We start from the raw sequence: 17,562 nt of genomic DNA on the forward strand, positions 1-17,562 counted from the left end.
GCGCGGGCATTGCTGTTCGGGGGTGGTGCTGCGAAGTGGTGGTGCGGTGGGGGTCGGTCAGGCGATCGGTGCCGGGACCTGCGTCGGGTGCAGGGTCCGGACGGTCACGCTGCCGGGGTCGGTGTGGTCGAGGGCCGGCACGTCGCTGCCGGGGAGCGCCGCGGCGGCAGCCCCCGTGGCGACGGCCTGGGCGAGCCGCTCGGCGGGGGTCGCACCGGCGACCTCGGCGAGCAGGTAGCCGGCGAGCGAGGAGTCCCCCGCGCCGACCGTCGAGCGCGCGACGATGCGCGGTGCGGCGGCGGCGAAGGCGCCCTCGTCCGAGACGAGCACGGCTCCGGCGCTGCCGAGCGTGAGCAGGACGGCGTCGACGTGCTTGTCGCGCAGGCGCTGGGCGGCCACCGCGGCGGCGTCCGGGTCCTGCTCGTACGCGTCCGGCTCCCCGCCGACGACCTCGGCGAGCTCCTCGGCGTTCGGCTTCACCAGGTCGATGCGCTCACCGGACTGCAGCAGCGCGGTGAAGGGCAGACCGGACGAGTCGACGGCGATCCGGACGGTGTCCCCGTGGCGCTGGCGCACGGCGCGGACGAGCACGGCGAGCGCGTCGTCGGGCAGCCCGGGCGGCAGGGAGCCGGCGAACACGACCCAGCGAGCGGCGGGCCCGGTCGCGGTCGGTCCGGCGGCGTCGGCCACGAGCGCGGCGAGGTCGTCCAGGCGGCCGGCGAGCGAGGGGCCGGGTTCGTTGAGCTTCGTCGTCGTGCCGGTCGGCTCGGTCACGGTGACGTTCGAGCGCAGCGGGGCGCCGATCGGGAGCGCCGCGGTCGGGATGCCGCGGGTCGCGAGGCCGAGCAGGACGGGGTCGAGCTCGTCGCCGGGCAGGACGGCCAGGGTGTCCCCGCCGCTGGCGACGACGACCCGCGAGACGTTGACGCCCTTGCCGCCGGGCTCGGCCGTCGTGTGCACGGCGCGCTGGACGGCGCCGCGGTGCAGCTCGCCGGCGAGCTCGATGGTCCGGTCGAGGGACGGGTTGGGCGTCACGGTGACGATGCGGGTGCTGGCGGTGCCGTTCATGCGACCACGACCTCCACGTCGGCGTCGGCGAGCGCACCGGCGAGGTCGGCCGGGGGCTCCTGGTCGGTGACGAGCGTGTCGATCTCGTCGAGGCGGGCGAAGCGCATGAGCGCCTCGACGCCGTGCTTGGCGGCGTCGGCGAGGACGACGCTCCGGCGGGCGGCGAGCACGTAGGCGCCCTTGACGCCGGCCTCGTACTCGTCGGGCGTGCTCAGGCCGAAGCCGGCGGACAGGCCGTTCGTGCCGACGAAGGCGACGTCGGGGCGCAGGCCGGCGATCTGCTCGACGGTGGCGGTGCCGACGGCAGCGCTCGTGACCCCGCGGACCCGGCCGCCGAGCAGGTGCAGCTCGACGTGCGGGCTGTGCTGCAGGGTGGCGGCGATCGGGACGGAGTTCGTGACGACCGTCAGCGTGGCGCCGGGGGTCGCGGGCTCCCACCGGGCGAGTTCGGACGCGACGGCTGCACAGGTCGTCCCCGCGTCGAGGGCGATCGAGCCGGTGAACGTCGCGGGCACCAGGCGCATCGCGGCGCGGGCGATCGCCGACTTGGCGGGGCCGTGCTGCCCCTCGCGCTCGGCGACGGTGAGCTCGACCACACTGGAGCGTCCGACCGGGACCGCTCCCCCGTGCACCCGGCGCAGGACGCCCGCGGTCTCGAGCAGGTCCAGGTCGCGGCGGACGGTCTCGGTGGTGACGTCGAAGTGGTCGGCGAGGTCGGCGACGGAGACCCGGCCGGCACGCTGCAGCTGCGCGGCGATCGCGTCGTGGCGCTCCGTTGCGTACATGTCCGAACTCCTTCGTTCCCGTTGGTTTCGAGAACGATACGACGCTGAACCACAGGAACGCAACTGTTCCAACGCAGAACAAACAGGCGGGTGGATGTGCCCGGTTCGGCTGCCTGTGCGGCGTACCGGCGCCGCGGGTGCGGGGTCCCGTCCCGGCCCGCGTCGGAGCGACACCGGGCGGACCCGATGACGCTCCGACGCGACCGCCCTCAGACCGCTGCGAGCGCCGAAGTCGGGGGTATCCGCGCTGCTCGTGCCGCCGGGTAGATCCCGGAGACGCCGCCGATCACCACGGTGGCGCCCAGCCCACCGCCGACGGCCCAGAGGGGTACCGCGATCGGCCAGCCCTGAACGAGCGCAAAGACGACCGTCACCCCGAGTCCGATCACGACACCGGCGAGCCCACCGATGAAGGACAGCAGCAACGACTCGACCAGGAACTGGTCGCGGATGGTGCGACGCCGGGCACCGAGCGCCCGTCGCACACCGACCTCGGCACGGCGTTCCAGCACGGTGATCACCATGGTGTTCGCGACACCGATGCCCCCGACCAGCAGTGCGACACCGCCGATGCCGATGAGCAGCCCAGTGAAGGAGTCGTCGGTGGCGTTCTTCGCGGCGAGCGCGTCGGACGGCCGGGTGACGGCGACGTCCTGCGGGCTCAGCGGACTGATCGCACGGGCGAGCCGGGAGCGCACCTCGGCCACCCGCTCGCCGTCGACACGCGTGTACACGGCGGTCGGGTGCCCGTCGAACCCGGCATCCGCTGCGAACCCGCGCGGCACGTAGACCTGACCGTCGAGGTCCGGTGCGAGCTCCATCGGTGCCAGCACCCCGACGACCTGGACCCACTGCCCGCCGATCCAGACGCGGCTGTCGGGGCGCACCTCCTGGATGCCCAGGGCCTCGGCGGCGAACGATCCGAGCACCACCTGGGCGGGTGCGTCGGCGTGGGGGTCGAGCCATCGTCCCGAGGCCACCTCGCCGCCCAGCACCCGCGGCAGGTCGCCCCACGCCGCCATGACACCCAGGCCCTTGGACTGCGCGGCCGGCACCAGGCTGTTGCGGTACACCCGGGCGTCGGGAACGGTCCCGACACCCGAGACGAGCTCGACCGCGTCCTGCCGGGCGATCGAGTCGACCGCCGCGGACGGCAGCGGTGGGGTCTCACCGAACCCCTGCGCCTCGGTCACGGTCAACACGTTCGTGCCGAGCCGGTCCAGGACCTGGTCGAGGGCCGCCTTGCTCGAGGACGAGATCCCGACGACGGCGATCATCGCCGCGATGCCGATGGCGATGCCGAGCGCCGACAGGACCACCCGCCCGGGACGTGTCCGGAGCCCGAAGACCCCGAGTCGGAGCAGGTCGACGGGGGCCAGCGCAGCTCGGCGGCTCATGCGGCACCCGCCGTCGCCCGGACGCCGTCGGCGATGCCGCGGACCGCGGACACGTCGGTGCCCGAATCGGCCTGGACCCGCCCGTCACGCATCCGGACGGCCCGGGGCAGCGATGCCGCCAGGTCCAGGTCGTGGGTGATGACGAGCACGGTGGTGCCGCCCGCGTTGAGCTCGCGGAGCAACTCGACGATCGCGCTGCCCGAGGCGCTGTCGAGTGCCCCCGTCGGCTCGTCCGCGAGCAGGATCGTGGGCGAGCCGACGATCGCACGGGCGATCGCGACCCGCTGCTTCTCCCCGCCGGACAGCTCGTTCGGACGGTGGTCGACCCGGTGTCCCAGTCCGACCTGACCGAGCGCACGGACGGCACGGCGGAGACGTTCGCGACGCGGGGTGCCGGTGTAGAGCAGGCCGTCCGCGACGTTCTCGCAAGCGGTCGCCCCGGACTGCAGGTGGAAGTGTTGGAAGACGAAGCCGATGTGCTCGGCACGCAGCGCCGACAGGTCGTCGTCCCGCATCGCGCCGACGTCGTTCCCCGCGATGTGCAGGGTGCCCGAGGTCGGCCGGTCGAGCGTGCCGACGATGTTGAGCATCGTCGACTTGCCCGACCCCGACGGCCCGACGACCCCGACGAGTTCGCCGGTGGCGACGTCCAACGACACGCGGTCGAGCGCGCGGACGTCGCCGTAGACCTTGCTGACGTCCCGGAGTGCGAGGACCGGCGCAGCGCCGCCCTCGGCCGTGCGGGCGCCGTCGTCCCTGCTCACGAGGGCACCACCACGCGATCGCCCTGGCGCACGGCGCCGTCTATGGCGGCACGGCCCTCGGCAACGAACGACACGGTCACCGGGACCCGCTCGGTCGCCCCGGACGACCGGACGACGTCGAGCGCGAACGCCTTCCCGTCGCCGGCGACGAGGGCCGCGACCGGGACGGAGAGCACGTCGTGTGCGGACTGCCCGGACGCCGTCACCTGCACCGAGCCGCTCTGTGGGACGTCCCGGTCGCCCGGGTCGAACGCGATCGTGACCTCGACGGTGCCGTCACCCTGGTCCTCGTCCTGCCGGGTGTCGACGACCGTCCCCTCGACCGGGTCGCCGACACCACCGATCCGCATGCTGACCGTCGTCCCGACCGCGAGCCGCTGCTCGTCGGCGGGCTGAACGGTGACGAGTGCCACCGGGGTGGTCCCCGTGAGCTGCAGGACGTCGCCGTTGACCGGTGCGCCGAGCTGCGCCGTCCGCGACGCGACCCGGACCTCGCCCGGGACGAACGCGATGTCGTCGGCGCCCAGGGTGCCGTCGACGGTCAGGCCGTGGTGCTCCTGCCACTGCCGGACGGCTCGCTCGGTCCGAGGCCCGAAGACGTCGTCCACCGAGACGCCGTAGCCGAGCGCGGCGAGGTTCTCGTTCAGCTGGTGCACGTCGGCGCCCTCCGCGCCGCGTGTCAGGTCGCGCCAGAGCGGGACACTGCCGTACATGGCCCGGACGGGATGCTCGTCCACGGCGTACAGCGGCCGGTCCCGGGCGATCACCTTTCCCGGTTCGGGCAACCACGTGACCGTGCCCGTCGTGCTCCCCGGCAACGGCACCGGTCGGTCGAAGCCGAGGCTGCCGGAGAACACCTTCGTGTCGGTCAGGTCGCCCTTGGTGATGGTCGTCGTCGCGGGTGCGGGGGTCTGCCGTGCCGACGCCGGCGCGGAGTCCGCCGGTGTGACGACGCTCCAGGCGGCGACCCCGGCGCCCAGGACCGCGGCCACGAAGCACGTCGACACCACGACGTGACGTGCGCGCGATGCCGCCATCAGTTCACCTCGACGTCGTAGGCCTCGGCCAGACACGCCTTCTCGACCGGACCGAACGCCGTGGCGTCCTCCGGCTCGTACGCAGCCTGTCCCTGGGCGTCGTCGGGGTAGTCCTCGAAGCCCTGCCGTCGGACGCACTCGCCCAGCGCGCGGTCCGCCTTCGGGTCATGCGGGAGTTCGGCGGCGCCTGCCTGTCCGTCCGGGCTGACCTGCTTCGAGCACGCCGTGATCGCCTCGTCGAACGCCTCTGGCGAAGCGCCGTCCGGCAGGGTCGCGGTCGTGCTGTCACCCGTGTCCCCGCTGTCGTCCCACTCGAAGCCCTTCGATCGGATGCAGTCGCCGAACGCGGCGTCCTCGGCAGCCTTGCTGTTCGCCGAGCTCTGACTGCTCGGCTTCGTGGTGGTCCCGCTCGACGAGCACCCGGCCAGGAGCGCGGGTGCGAGCAGTGCGGCGGCGACGACGCCGAGGACGGTCTTCCTGGTGATCACGGGGGTCTTCCTGGTGGGGTTCTGGTGAGGGGCGGACGTGGACGGACGCATCAGCGGTCGACCGCCTGGGTGTCGGGCGCGAACTCGGCCAGGCACGCCGATGCGGCGTCGGCGAACCCGGGTTCGTCCGCGCGGGGGTAGTCGTTGAAGTCGAGGACGCCCGGCTGTTGTTCGGGCAGGTCGTCGAAGCCGCGGTCGCGGATGCAGTCGGCGACCTTGGCGTACTGCCGCTCCCACTGCTGCTGCTGCGCGGCATCGGCGCGTTCGACACCGACCTGCTCCGAGCACTCCTGGGCCTGTCGGGTGAACGCCTGTCCGTCACCGCCGTCCGGTGCCGGGTAGGTACCGGTGCGGACCGACTCGTCGTCCGGGTCCTCGACGTCCAGTCCGGCGTCCCGCATGCACGCACCCCACCGAGCGCCGACTCCGCTGGCGGAGGACGTGGAGTCGGACGACGCCGGTGAGGACGTGCATGCAGCGAGCGACAGCGGCGCTGCGACGATGAGGGCTGCGACCACGGTGCAGCGGACCATCTTCTGCCATGTCGTGTGTGTCATGTTCCGAGTTCAGCAGGTACCGTGTTGCGCCAGCGTCACCCGGCGGGTCACACCGACGAAACACCGACCGCGACCCGGAGGCCGCCTCGCTCGCCGGGCGCCAGGACGAGGCTCCAGCCGTGCGCGGTGACGATCGCGGTGATGATCGACAGCCCGAGACCGCTGTGCCGGTGCGAGCCGGTCTGTGCGCCACGACGGAAGGGCTGCGACAGCGCGGCGATCTCCGTCGCGGGGACGTCCGGTCCGCTGTTCTCGACGACGAAGCCGCCCGCGTGCAGCTCGACCCGGACGACGCCGCCGGGGACGTTGTACTCGACGGCGTTGTCGAGCAGGTTGCCCAGCAGCTGCTGGACGAGGACGGGTTCTCCGACCACCCCGTCGGGCGCGGTCCCCTCGACCGACAGGGAGACTCCCGTCACCGCAGCAGCGGCGCGGACACCGCCCACCGCAGCCGCGACGCACGATCCGAGGTCGACCAGGACCGAGCTGCCCTCCAGACCGCGTTCGGCCTCGGCGAGGACCAGGAGCGACTCGACCAGGTGCTCGGTCCGCCGGTTCTGCTCGAGCATCTCCGTCCGCGCAGCGACCACGTCGGGCGGTGTGGCGTCGTCCGGCAGTCCGATCTGGAGCGTCGCACGCTGGACGGCCAGCGGCGTCCGCAGCTCGTGCGCCGCGTGCGACACGAACCGGCGCTGGGCCTCGAACGCGGCCTCGAGCCGGTCGAGCAGCGCGTCGATGGTGCGGGAGAGGCGGCGGAGTTCGTCGTCCGGACCGTCGAGCGCGATCCGTTCGTCGAGCGTCGTCGCCGAGATCCGGTTCGCGGTGGCGGTGATCCGGTCGATCGGCGAGAGCATCCGTCGACTGACGAACCAGCCGATCCCACCCGCCAGGCCGCCGGCCACCACGACCGCCGACGTGGACCACTGCCACTGCTGCTCGGCGACGACCGCGATCAGCGCCACCTCGCGGTCCGCGTCGGCCACGTCGGCGCCCTGCGGACCACGATCGTCCGGCAGGAGCTCAGCCCGTCCGCGCTGCGACGCTTCCGTGGACACCACCCCCTCGATGGCTGCGAGGGACCACTGGGACGCCAGGTTGACGAACGCGAGTGACGCCGCGACGAGCGCCATCGCCGCCAGCGCGAACGTCAGAGCCGTCCGCGCCCGGAGACTCAGCGACCGCCAGCGCCACCGCGACCGCGACCGCGACCGCGATCCGGCACGTGGTCGCGGTCGCCTGCTCACAGTGCGTACCCCTGACCCGGCACCGTGCGGATCGGGTCGGGGGCGCCGAGCTTCCTGCGCAGCTTCGACATCGTCACCCGCACCGCCGACGTGAACGGGTCGGTGTGCACGTCCCAGACCTTCTCGAGCAGCTCCTCGGCCGAGACGTACCGACCGTCCGCCCGCAGCAGCACCTCGAGGACGCCGAGCTCCTTCGACGTCAGGTCGAGCGGACGCCCGTCCCGGGTCACCGTGCGGCGGTTCGAGTCGAGCACGAACCCCGCGCGATCGAGCACCGGAGCGACCGGCGCGACACTGCGTCGGCCGAGCGCCCGAACCCTGGCCACCAGTTCCGGGTACTCGAACGGCTTCGCCAGGTAGTCGTCCGCGCCGAGTTCCAGGCCGTGCACCCGGTCGGCGAGGGTCGTCGCCGCGGTGAGCATCAGGATACGGGTGAGCACGCCACGCGCCGCGAGTCGGCGGGCCACCACGTCGCCGTGCAGACCCGGCACGTCACGGTCGAGCACGACCACGTCGTAGTCGTTCACGGCGAGGAGCTCGTCAGCGTCGTCCCCGCGGTACGCGACGTCCGCCACCATGCCCTGCCGCGCGAGGCCCCTGGCGATCAGGTCGGCCAGTGCTGTCTCGTCGTCCACCACCAGGATGCGCATGTAGCGATCACATCTGATGTTCCAGTGGACCGGCTGGGAACTCAGCGGTCGAACGGTACCTCGCCGTGGTCGCTCACACCGGCACGCTGGCGGTACGCCAGGTGCCCTCCGAGGTAGCCGCCGACGCTCACGACGAGCAGCCCCGCGAACCCGAGCACCTTGCCGGCCCCGTGGTTCCCGGCCCGGCGCTGCACCCACGACAGGCCGTACAGCGAGATGCCGATCCAGTTGACGGCCTGGTGCACCCAGCCGGTGCGCAGCTGCTCGCGGTCGAGCTCCGCCCAGTCCATGTACCCGGCGACGCTCGCGCTGCTCGCGGAGACCAGTCCGACACCGACCAGGGTCTTCGCGGCCCGGGCGTTGCCACGACCGCCCAGCAGGTCGAGCACCGCCGCCGAGATCCAGGCGCCGAGCGGGACCTGCACCATCAGCGGGTGGACGGGGTGCCCGAACGGGACGCCGTGCAGCAGCTGCCGCAGGGCTCGGGGACGCGCCGTGGCGCGGACCACCGCGCGGTCGAGGTCGACGGCCTTGTCGAGGACGCCGGCCCCCTCGATGGTCTCGGTCAGGCGACGGAACACGCGCAGCTCAGGCATGCGTTGCACGGTAGGCCTGGAGGCGCGGTGCCGGCCCCAGGGACCGGCACCGCGCCTCCAGGCCGGATGCCGTGCACCCGCCGCATCACTCCTCGACGATCTCCGCCAGTTCGAACGGTTCGACGACGAGCGCGTCGCCGCCGTCGGCGACGTCGACCCGCACCGTGTCGCCGTCGCGCACGGCCCCCGACAGGATGCCGCGCGCGAGCTGGTCGTCGATCTGCCGCTGCATCAACCGGCGGAGCGGGCGCGCCCCGTACACCGGGTCGTACCCGCGCTCGGCGAGCCAGCCACGTGCCTGCGGCGTGACCGCGAGCTCGAGCCGCCGGTCGGACAGGCGGCGGGCGAGCCGGTCGACGTACAGCGAGACGATCTGACCGAGGTCGTCGCTCGTGAGCGCCTGGAACACGACGATGTCGTCGAGCCGGTTCACGAACTCGGGACGGAACGCCTGCTGCACGAGCTCGCGGACCGCCTCCTCGCGCTGCGCGTCCGACAGGGACAGATCCGTCATGAACTGCGAGCCGAGGTTCGACGTCAGGATGAGGATCGTGTTCCGGAAGTCGACCGTCCGACCCTGCCCGTCGGTCAGTCGTCCGTCGTCGAGCACCTGGAGCAGGACGTCGAAGACCTCCGGGTGCGCCTTCTCGACCTCGTCGAGCAGCACGACGGAGTAGGGCCGACGCCGGACGGTCTCGGTGAGCTGCCCGCCGGCCTCGTAGCCGACGTACCCGGGCGGGGCGCCGATGAGCCGCGCGACCGAGTGCTTCTCGCCGTACTCGCTCATGTCGATCCGGACGAGGGCCTTCTCGTCGTCGAACAGGAACTCGGCGAGCGCCTTCGCGAGCTCGGTCTTGCCGACACCGGTGGGACCGAGGAACAGGAACGAGCCCGTCGGACGGTCCGGGTCGGAGATGCCTGCGCGGGTCCGCCGGACGGCCTCGGACACGGTGCCGACCGCGCTCCGCTGCCCGATGATCCGGCGGCCGAGCTCGGTCTCCAGGTGCAGCAGCTTCTCGGTCTCGCCCTGCAGCAGACGCCCCATCGGGATGCCCGTCCACTGCGCGATCACGGCGGCGATGTCCTCGTCGGTGACGCTGTCGTTGACCATGCGCTCGGCACTCTCGGCCTGCTCGGCGGCGGCGAGCTCGGCCTCGATGCGCGGCTTCTCGCCGTACTCGAGCCGGGACACCGTCTCGTAGTCGGCCTCGCGCTGCGCCCGCTGGCTGCGCATGTTCAGCTCGTCGAGCTGCTGCTTCAGCTCACCGATCCGGTTCAGGCTGGCCCGCTCGGCCTGCCAGCGCTGCTCGAGCTCGTCGAGCAGCGTCTGCCGTCCGGCGAGCTCGGCGCGCAGCGTCTCGAGGCGCGCCTTCGAGGCGTCGTCCTTCTCCTGCTTCAGCGCGAACTCCTCGACGCGCAGCCGGTCGACGGTGCGCTTGAGCTCGTCGATCTCGACCGGGCTGGAGTCGATCTCCATGCGGAGTCGGCTCGCGGCCTCGTCGATCAGGTCGATGGCCTTGTCGGGCAGCTGACGGCCGGAGATGTACCGGTTCGACAAGCTCGCCGCGGCCACCAGCGCGGAGTCGTTGATCGTCACCTTGTGGTGCGCCTCGTACCGCTCCTTGAGTCCGCGCAGGATCGCAACGGTGTCCTCGACCGTGGGCTCCCCCACGAAGACCTGCTGGAAGCGGCGCTCGAGCGCGGCGTCCTTCTCGATGTACTCGCGGTACTCGTCGAGCGTCGTCGCGCCGATGAGCCGGAGCTCACCGCGCGCGAGCATCGGCTTGAGCATGTTCGACGCCGCGACCGATCCCTCACCGCCGCCGGCGCCCATCAGGGTGTGCAGCTCGTCGATGAAGGTGATGACCTGCCCGTCCGACTCGTCGATCTCCTTGAGGACGGCCTTGAGCCGCTCCTCGAACTCACCCCGGTACTTGGCACCGGCGATGAGCGCGGACATGTCGAGCGAGACGAGGCGCTTGTCCTTGAGCGAGTCGGCGACGTCCCCGGCGACGATGCGCTGTGCGAGCCCCTCGACGACGGCGGTCTTGCCGACACCGGGCTCACCGATGAGCACCGGGTTGTTCTTCGTGCGGCGGGTGAGCACCTGCGACACCCGGCGGATCTCGGCGTCCCGGCCGACGACCGGGTCGAGCTTGCCGCTCCGGGCGATCGCGGTGAGGTCGACGCCGTACTGCTCGAGGGCGGTCTTCTGCCGTTCCTGCGAGTCGGGAGCGCCCTGGAGGTTCGCCATGCGGTCCGTCCTTTCCGTGCCGTGGAGTTGTACTTGAGCCTACTCGACTCAACTCATGTGCGCGCGGGATCATTCCGGATCCCGACCGCGCTGACGACGGCGCCGGCGGCGAGCAGGCACGCCATCACGACCGCGGCGCGGTGGAACCCGGCGGTGTTCATCCCACCACCGAGGACGACCCCGGCGAGCGCCACCGTCACCAGGCTGGCGATCCGCGCGAGGGCGTTGTTCACGGCCGACCCGACGCCGGCCCCGGACTCCGGGACCGACCCGAGCACCGCACTGGTCAGGGGCGTCACCATCGTGGCGATCCCGACCCCCACGAGCACCAGGCCCGGGAGCACCGACCACCAGTACGCCCGCGGGTCCTGACCGGCGGCGATCATGAGGAGCGCACCGACGGCGGCGACCGCGGGGCCGGCCGCCATGAACCACCGCGGGCCGTAGCGTCCGGCCAGGACTCCGACGGTGGAGGACAGCAGCAGGAGCAGCAGGGTCGGGGGCAGCGTCGCGAGGCCGGCGAGCCAGGCCGGGAAGCCCCAGACCTCCTGGACGAAGAGCGTCACGACGAAGCCGACCATGCCGAGCGCGCCGTAGACGGACAGCGTCGCCGCGTTGCCGACCGAGAAGTTCCGCGCCCGGAAGAGTTCGAGCGGCACGAGCGGCACCCGACCGGCCCGGGTGACGTGTCGCTCCCACGGGACGAACGCCAGCAGGGACGCGGCACCGACCACCAGGGCCACGACGACCACGGGGGCGGTCCAGCCGAGGCGCTCCTGCTCGATCAGCCCGAGCACCGCCCCGCCGACGCCGAGCACCGCGAGCACCGCACCCGTGACGTCGATCCGCGGCCGGTGTGCCGGGTGCACGTCGCCGGTGATCCGGGTCACGAGCACGATCGTGACGACGATCGGCGCCGTTGTGAGCACGAAGATCCACCGCCAGCCGATCCCGTCGACGATGAGCCCGCCGACCAGCGGACCGAGGATCATCGCCGCGCTCGACCAGCCGGTCCACGTCCCGATCGCCTTCGTCTGCGCCGACCCCCGGAACGCCGCGACGATGAGCGCGAGCGAGCTCGGGGTGACGAGGGCGCCGCCGACGCCCTGCAGCGCGCGGGCGACGATGAGCACCGCCCCGGTGGGGGCGACGGCGCACACCACCGATGCGACCCCGAAGACGACGAGTCCCCACCTGACGATGCGGACCCGTCCGAACGCGTCGGAGAGCGACCCCGCGACGAGGATCAACGACCCGAGCGTCACCAAGTAGGCGTCGACGACCCACTGCTGCACGACGAGCCCGCCGCCGAGGTCCTGGCGGATCACGGGGAGCGCCACGTTCACGACGCTCGTGTCGAGACCCACCACGAACGAGGCGAGGATCGCGACGACGAGCACGGTGCGCCGGTCGTCCCGCAGGGGTGCCGTGGCGGCCGGGGCGCTCATCGGCCCATCATCCTCCGCCGGCGATGCGGGCGCTCCGACCGGCTCCAAGGCGCGCGACGCGAGCTGTCCCGCGCCGCAGCCGGACGGACCCCGGCAACGCCGAAGCCCCCGCGACCGGTGGTCGCGGGGGCTGCCGACAGGACGGGGCTGGGTCCTGGATCCGTGGGGGAACCGGCGGTGCGTTACTGCCGGCTGTCCGAGTTCGGCTGCACCGAGGGGCCGGGGTTGACCACTGGCTGTGCGGGAGCGGCCGACTGCGCCGTGCCCGTGGTGGTGTCCGGCGCGACGGTGGTGACCGTCGTGTCGTCCTTGCCCTTCTTGTCGTCACCCATCTCCTTCTTGAAGATGTTGATCGACTGACCGAGGCCCTTGGCGAGTGCCGGGAGCTTGGTCGCACCGAACAGCAGGATGATGATGCCGAGGATGATCAGCAGGTGCACCCCGCCGAGGCCTTGCAACATGGTGACTCCTTGGATCGAGTTCTGGTCGCCGCTGGTTCCGAGTCGCCGTCGACACGTCGGGCGGAAGTCCGTGGTGCGTCCATGCTAACCCGCACGCTCCCGGAAGCACAGGCGAGCGCCGGAACCGTCACCGTTCGCACAGGCAGACGCCGCACGGCAGCACCCCCGGAGGCCGTTGCTCTCCGGGGGTGCGCCGTTCCGGTCGCGGGTCAAGGCACGGCCGGGGTCGGTGGGCGGCTAGTAGGCGCCGCGGGAACGCAGCACGGACGGGATCGTCCGCGCGAGGATGACGACGTCGTGCAGGAACGACCAGTTCTCGACGTAGTGCAGGTCGAGCCGGACGCCCTCGGCCCAGTCCAGGTCGGAGCGACCGCTGACCTGCCAGAGCCCGGTGATGCCCGGGGTCACGAGCAGGCGGCGATCCGCGAAGTCCCGGTAGACGGCGACCTCGCGCGGGAGCGCCGGACGTGGCCCCACCAGGCTCATCGTGCCGGTCAGGACGTTCCAGAGCTGCGGGAGCTCGTCGAGCGACGTCCGGCGGAGGAACGCGCCGACGCGGGTCACCCGCGGGTCGGCCTGCATCTTGAACAGGGGACCTGCGCCCTGGTTGTACTGCGCGAGGTCGGCGACGCGCGATTCGGCGTCGACGCACATCGTCCGGAACTTCAGGATCGGGAACTCCTGCCCGCCGCGGCCCACGCGCGCCTGCCGGAACAGCACCGGCCCGCCGTCGTCGAGCCGGATCGCCGCCGCGACGACGGCGAACACCGGCGCGAGGAGCACGAGTCCGAGCGTCGCCGCGACGACGTCGAGGACCCGCTTGCCCGCGCGGCGCCGGTAGTCCGGGAGTTCGACGTGCATGAGCGGCAGACCGTCCACGGGGCGCTCGTGCACCCGGCCGGCGGCGATGTCCGCGAGCGGCGACGACACCACGAGCTCGACCCCGCGCTCCTCGAGCTCCCACCCGAGCCGCCGGAGCCGCTCGTGACCACCCCGCACGGCACCCGCGACGACCACGGCCGCGACGCCGGTCGACGCCGCGAGGTCGAGCACCCGGTCGAGCCCGCCGAGCACGGGCAGCCGGACCCCGTCGAGGTCGACGAGGCCGTCCGGGGCCGGGCAGTCCGTGACGACCCCACCGACGCGGTACCCGGCTGCCGGCGTCACGACGATCCGTCGCCCGACGTAGCGGACGTCGTCCAGGTCGCCGACGAGCAGGACGTCCTGCAGCCGCCGACCCCGGGCACGCTGCCCCGCGAGCACGGTGCGGACGGCCTTCCGTCCGAGTGCGAGCAGCACGAGACCGAGGGGGAACGCGATCGCGACGTAGCCGCGGGCGAGGTCGAGTCGGACGGCGTACGCGACGATCGCGACCGCGGCGCCGGTGAGCAGGCTCGCCGTGAGGAGCCGGCGGTACTCGTCACCGCCGACCCCGACGATCCGCGGGTGCCGCGTGCGGAAGACCGACAGCATCGTCATCCAGAGCACGACGATGCAGGGCGCGACGAGGAACTCGGTCCACCCCGGCGCGGTGTGCACCGGTGGCACCTCCCAGGGGAAGCGGAGCAGGTGCGCCGTCGTGAAGGCGACGGTGAGCAGGACGAGGTCGAGTGTCGCGAGCACGACCGAGAGGCCGGCCGCAGGGCGTCGAGGCGCGGGAGACGCGGCCTCCGTCGAGTGGATCTGGCGCACTGCGAGCGACATCGACGGCCTTCCGGTTCCGGGGAGGGACCGGTCGGGAGCCGATCCCGCGCCCGTCGGCCGACGGAACGCGGGATCAGTATATCAGAGCAGTGTGCAGTATTTCAGAGGTGGTCGTCGAGTGAGCTCAGCACGAATGGCTCGCCGAGCCGCCGGACGTCGGCGTCGCTCAGCCCGCGGAGCCGGAAGTCGACCCGCTCCCCCGGCAGCAGCGTCATGAACCCGCGGTCGACGGTGCCGGTCGGGGCGAGCCGGTCGGGCTGGACGAGCAGGTCCCGCACGAGGGAGTCCGCCTCGACGACCAGGTCGTGGCCGTCCCCGTCCGCCGCCGGCGTCACCGTGGTCCGGTACCGCGCCGGCTCCCAGCGCACGTCCTTGTCCGGGGTGGCCGTCCACACCGCGCGCCGCCAGTCCATGTCCGCCACGACGAGCTCGCGCGTCGGGTCGTCGAGGACACCGACCGACTCGGGCAGGGCGACGACCGCGACGCCGGCCTCGGACAGGCGGACGGGGAGCGTCACCTCGGCGAGGATCGTGCCCGCGACCGTCACCCGGCGGACGCGCACGACGCTGTCCCGGCCGGCGCGTGCCGACCGCACGGCGACCTCGACGGGCGACTGCCCGAAGGCGCCTGGTGACACCCCGAGGGACAGCGTGTCGGACAGGGTGACCAACTCGGCCGTCCCACCGGCGGCAGCCGACGGGACGTCGTGTTCCGCGCCTCCAGGCTGGTCGTCAGGAGCCGGACGTGACCCGTCGGTCGGACCCGACGCGTCGGCCTGATCAGACCCGTCGGCCTGATCGGGCCCGCCCACGACCCCGACGTCGCCGGGCGCAGCGGCACCAGCCGCCGCGGACCCGCGGGTCACCGGCCGGATCGTCAGCAGGACGTCGTCGTACAGGCGACGCAGCTCGTGCGCGAGCGGCTTCAGCCGCCCCGCCGAGTCGACCGCCGACCACGACGACACCGGCCACAGGTCGTTGAGCTGCCACAGCACGACACCTGTGTTGCGCGGCCAGTGCGTGCGCCAGTGCTCGACGCCCGTCGCGACCGCCCGCGCCTGTTGCAGCTGCGTCAGGTAGTGCCAGCGGTCGAACTCCGACGGGTCCACCGAGCCGAACCGCGGCGCGATCCCGCGGGCGAGCTTCGCCATCCCGTCGTCGGCCTTCTGGTGGTGCACGACGCCCGGCGCGTCGACGCGGAGCGGCTCGTCGGTGACGGCGTCCCGCAGGGTGCGCCACGCGGGCGGCGCCTGCCAGCCGAACTCCGACACGAAGCGCGGCACCGAGTCGCGGTAGTGCTCGTCGGACAGCCGGTTCCAGACGTCCCACGAGTGGTGGGTCTCGTGGTCGACGTCGTTCGCGAACAGGCTCTCGGACCCGGACCACGGCGACGCGACCGTGTAGAAGCGCGACGGGTCGACCGCGTCGACGATCGTCGGCAGCAGGTCGAGGTAGTAGTCGAGCCCCCAGCCGCGGTCGCCGAGTACGTCGGCCCAGCCGTCGACGTCGTGCAGCCAGATGTTCTCGTTGTTGCCGTTCCAGAGCACGAGCGACGGGTGACCGGAGAGCCGCGCGACGTTGTCCCGTGCCTCGGCGACGACCTCGCTGCGGATCGGCTCGATCTCCGGGTACGCCGCGCAGGCGAACGCGAAGTCCTGCCACACGAGCAGCCCGAGTTCGTCGCACACGTCGTAGAACTCGTCGGACTCGTAGACCCCGCCGCCCCAGACGCGGACGAGGTTCACGCCGAGGTCCGCCGCGACGCGCAGCCGCTCGGACACCCGGACACGGTCGACCCGCGACACGATCACGTCGTCGGGGATCCAGTTCACGCCGCGGACGTCGACCACGGCGCCGTTCACGACCACGTCGAACGGCTTGCCCACGGCGTCGTCGGTGGTGTCGATGCGCGCCGAACGGAAGCCGGTCTTCGCCGTGTGCCGGTCCAGGACCTCGCCGTCGACCGTCTGCAGCTCGACGGTGACGTCGTACCGCGGTTGCGCGCCGTACCCCCTCGGCCACCAGCGGAGCGCGTCCGGCACCCGCACGGTCACCACGGTCTCGTCGTCCTTCGGGGTCAGCTGCGCCCGGGACCGCTGTCGGGTCGTCCCGCCGTCGACCGTGGGGCCGGCGACCGTGACCACGAGCACCAGGTCGTCGTCCTCGCCGTCCTGGTCGAGGTCGTTCATCCCCGAGCGCTCGACCCGGACGTGCGCGTCGAGGACCCCCTCCCCCGCCTCGACGTCGACGAGGGGCTGGACCTCGGCCAGTCGGGCCGTCGACCACCGCTCGATCGCGACCGGGCGCCACGGCCCGCTCGTGACGGCGGTGAGCCCCCAGTCCCAGCCGAAGTTCGACGCCTGCTTGCGGACGTACGGGAACGGCTCGTCGTACGGGCCGGGCATCGCACCGGCGCGCGCGGCGACGCGGCCGGCCTCGCGGTAGGCCGACTCGAACAGCAGCTCGAGCTCGCGCCGCCCCGTCGGACCGGGGACGTCCTTGAGGTCGAAGCGGTAGCGCCGGTGCATGTTCCGCGTGGTGCCGAGGACGACACCGTCCAGGCTCAGCTCGGCGACGGTGTCCAGGCCGTCGCACACCAGGTCGACGCGCTCGAACCCACGCGGGTCGACGTCGACGTGCCGCCGGTAGGCCCAGTCGGCGCGGCCGACCCAGGCGGAGGCGTCCTCGTTGCGGTCGAACGTCGGGTCGGCGATCACGCCCTCGCGCTCGAGGTCGGTGTGCACCTGCCCGGGGACGGTCGCCGGGAGCGTGCGACCGACGAGGTCGGCGGGTGCCCCGCTCGGCACCTGGTCCCCCGCGATCGCCACGGTCCAGTCGTCACGGAGTTCCTCGCGCTCGAGGGTCATGCGGGTCCTTCTCTGGGCGGACTGGGTCGGGGCTGACGGGACCGGGCGCGGCTCGTGCCGCCACGGTGGTCCTGACACCGGCCGGCGGTCGTGCCCGTGGCCGGTGGGACCGGACGGAAGGCACGACACCGGTCGCCCAGGCGTCGTCGCATCTGCGCACGCGGGCGTCGTGACGACCGCGTGCGCAGGGGTGCTCCGCGATGCTAGTACGCCCGACTCGGTGCGCCCCAGGGGTGGGGACG

General features: G+C 72.7%; 15 protein-coding genes. All 15 read right to left on the reverse strand.

Annotated elements, in window-relative coordinates:
* Positions 1-57: 57 nt before the first annotated feature.
* Entirely contained in the window at positions 58-1,068 is a 1,011-nt protein-coding gene (locus tag DEU32_RS09420; protein WP_114850283.1) for a 1-phosphofructokinase family hexose kinase, read from the reverse strand.
* Positions 1,065-1,853, reverse strand: coding sequence for a DeoR/GlpR family DNA-binding transcription regulator (locus tag DEU32_RS09425; protein WP_114850284.1), 789 nt, complete (start codon positions 1,851-1,853; stop codon positions 1,065-1,067). The genes DEU32_RS09420 and DEU32_RS09425 overlap by 4 nt, the downstream gene beginning before the upstream one ends.
* A gap of 209 nt (positions 1,854-2,062) precedes the next feature.
* Complete coding sequence (locus tag DEU32_RS09430) at positions 2,063-3,250, reverse strand: ABC transporter permease (protein ID WP_114850285.1); 1,188 nt, start codon at positions 3,248-3,250, stop codon at positions 2,063-2,065.
* Positions 3,247-4,014, reverse strand: a complete 768-nt coding sequence (locus DEU32_RS09435; protein WP_114850286.1) for an ABC transporter ATP-binding protein — start codon at positions 4,012-4,014, stop codon at positions 3,247-3,249. Before DEU32_RS09435 ends, DEU32_RS09430 begins: the two co-directional genes overlap by 4 nt.
* Positions 4,011-5,051, reverse strand: a complete 1,041-nt coding sequence (locus tag DEU32_RS09440) for a peptidoglycan-binding protein (RefSeq protein WP_114850287.1) — start codon at positions 5,049-5,051, stop codon at positions 4,011-4,013. The genes DEU32_RS09435 and DEU32_RS09440 overlap by 4 nt, the downstream gene beginning before the upstream one ends.
* On the reverse strand, positions 5,051-5,539 hold the full coding sequence (locus tag DEU32_RS09445) for a hypothetical protein (RefSeq protein WP_114850288.1): 489 nt from the start codon (positions 5,537-5,539) through the stop codon (positions 5,051-5,053). The genes DEU32_RS09440 and DEU32_RS09445 overlap by 1 nt, the downstream gene beginning before the upstream one ends.
* A 50-nt stretch (positions 5,540-5,589) precedes the next feature.
* Complete coding sequence (locus tag DEU32_RS09450) at positions 5,590-6,096, reverse strand: hypothetical protein (protein WP_141860178.1); 507 nt, start codon at positions 6,094-6,096, stop codon at positions 5,590-5,592.
* A 47-nt stretch (positions 6,097-6,143) separates the two neighbouring features.
* Positions 6,144-7,226, reverse strand: a complete 1,083-nt coding sequence (locus DEU32_RS09455; protein ID WP_114850290.1) for a HAMP domain-containing sensor histidine kinase — start codon at positions 7,224-7,226, stop codon at positions 6,144-6,146.
* 110 nt (positions 7,227-7,336) lie between these two features.
* Positions 7,337-7,990 carry a response regulator transcription factor gene (locus tag DEU32_RS09460; RefSeq protein ID WP_114850291.1) on the reverse strand — a complete coding sequence of 218 codons (654 nt, stop codon included), beginning with the start codon at positions 7,988-7,990 and terminating at the stop codon, positions 7,337-7,339.
* A 41-nt stretch (positions 7,991-8,031) separates the two neighbouring features.
* A complete protein-coding gene (locus DEU32_RS09465) occupies positions 8,032-8,586 on the reverse strand; it encodes a DUF2231 domain-containing protein (protein WP_114850292.1) in 555 nt (184 codons plus the stop codon).
* Between the two features lie 85 nt (positions 8,587-8,671).
* Positions 8,672-10,840 (reverse strand): ATP-dependent Clp protease ATP-binding subunit, encoded by a 2,169-nt coding sequence (locus DEU32_RS09470; protein ID WP_114850293.1) that lies wholly within the window; start codon positions 10,838-10,840, stop codon positions 8,672-8,674.
* 53 nt (positions 10,841-10,893) lie between these two features.
* Positions 10,894-12,288 (reverse strand): MFS transporter, encoded by a 1,395-nt coding sequence (locus DEU32_RS09475; protein WP_114850294.1) that lies wholly within the window; start codon positions 12,286-12,288, stop codon positions 10,894-10,896.
* 182 nt (positions 12,289-12,470) lie between these two features.
* Positions 12,471-12,749 (reverse strand): twin-arginine translocase TatA/TatE family subunit, encoded by a 279-nt coding sequence (gene tatA, locus DEU32_RS09480; protein WP_058740778.1) that lies wholly within the window; start codon positions 12,747-12,749, stop codon positions 12,471-12,473.
* 237 nt (positions 12,750-12,986) lie between these two features.
* Entirely contained in the window at positions 12,987-14,372 is a 1,386-nt protein-coding gene (locus DEU32_RS09485) for a sugar transferase (protein WP_167509986.1), read from the reverse strand.
* A 182-nt stretch (positions 14,373-14,554) separates the two neighbouring features.
* Positions 14,555-17,320, reverse strand: a complete 2,766-nt coding sequence (locus DEU32_RS09490) for a glycoside hydrolase family 2 protein (protein ID WP_220152775.1) — start codon at positions 17,318-17,320, stop codon at positions 14,555-14,557.
* Between the last annotated feature and the right edge of the window lie 242 nt (positions 17,321-17,562).

This window comes from Curtobacterium sp. AG1037 (assembly GCF_003349855.1).
In the GTDB taxonomy this organism is placed as follows: domain Bacteria; phylum Actinomycetota; class Actinomycetes; order Actinomycetales; family Microbacteriaceae; genus Curtobacterium; species Curtobacterium citreum.

Bases quoted from the DNA above. Each gene is read 5' to 3' on its own strand.
- DEU32_RS09420 (WP_114850283.1), bottom strand. From the start codon at position 1,068: ATGAACGGCACCGCCAGCACCCGCATCGTCACCGTGACGCCCAACCCG.
- DEU32_RS09425 (WP_114850284.1), bottom strand. From the start codon at position 1,853: ATGTACGCAACGGAGCGCCACGACGCGATCGCCGCGCAGCTGCAGCGT.
- DEU32_RS09430 (WP_114850285.1), bottom strand. From the start codon at position 3,250: ATGAGCCGCCGAGCTGCGCTGGCCCCCGTCGACCTGCTCCGACTCGGG.
- DEU32_RS09440 (WP_114850287.1), bottom strand. From the start codon at position 5,051: ATGGCGGCATCGCGCGCACGTCACGTCGTGGTGTCGACGTGCTTCGTG.
- DEU32_RS09450 (WP_141860178.1), bottom strand. From the start codon at position 6,096: ATGACACACACGACATGGCAGAAGATGGTCCGCTGCACCGTGGTCGCA.
- DEU32_RS09455 (WP_114850290.1), bottom strand. From the start codon at position 7,226: ATGGCGCTCGTCGCGGCGTCACTCGCGTTCGTCAACCTGGCGTCCCAG.
- DEU32_RS09460 (WP_114850291.1), bottom strand. From the start codon at position 7,990: ATGCGCATCCTGGTGGTGGACGACGAGACAGCACTGGCCGACCTGATC.
- DEU32_RS09465 (WP_114850292.1), bottom strand. From the start codon at position 8,586: ATGCCTGAGCTGCGCGTGTTCCGTCGCCTGACCGAGACCATCGAGGGG.
- DEU32_RS09470 (WP_114850293.1), bottom strand. From the start codon at position 10,840: ATGGCGAACCTCCAGGGCGCTCCCGACTCGCAGGAACGGCAGAAGACC.
- DEU32_RS09475 (WP_114850294.1), bottom strand. From the start codon at position 12,288: ATGAGCGCCCCGGCCGCCACGGCACCCCTGCGGGACGACCGGCGCACC.
- tatA (WP_058740778.1), bottom strand. From the start codon at position 12,749: ATGTTGCAAGGCCTCGGCGGGGTGCACCTGCTGATCATCCTCGGCATC.
- DEU32_RS09490 (WP_220152775.1), bottom strand. From the start codon at position 17,320: ATGACCCTCGAGCGCGAGGAACTCCGTGACGACTGGACCGTGGCGATC.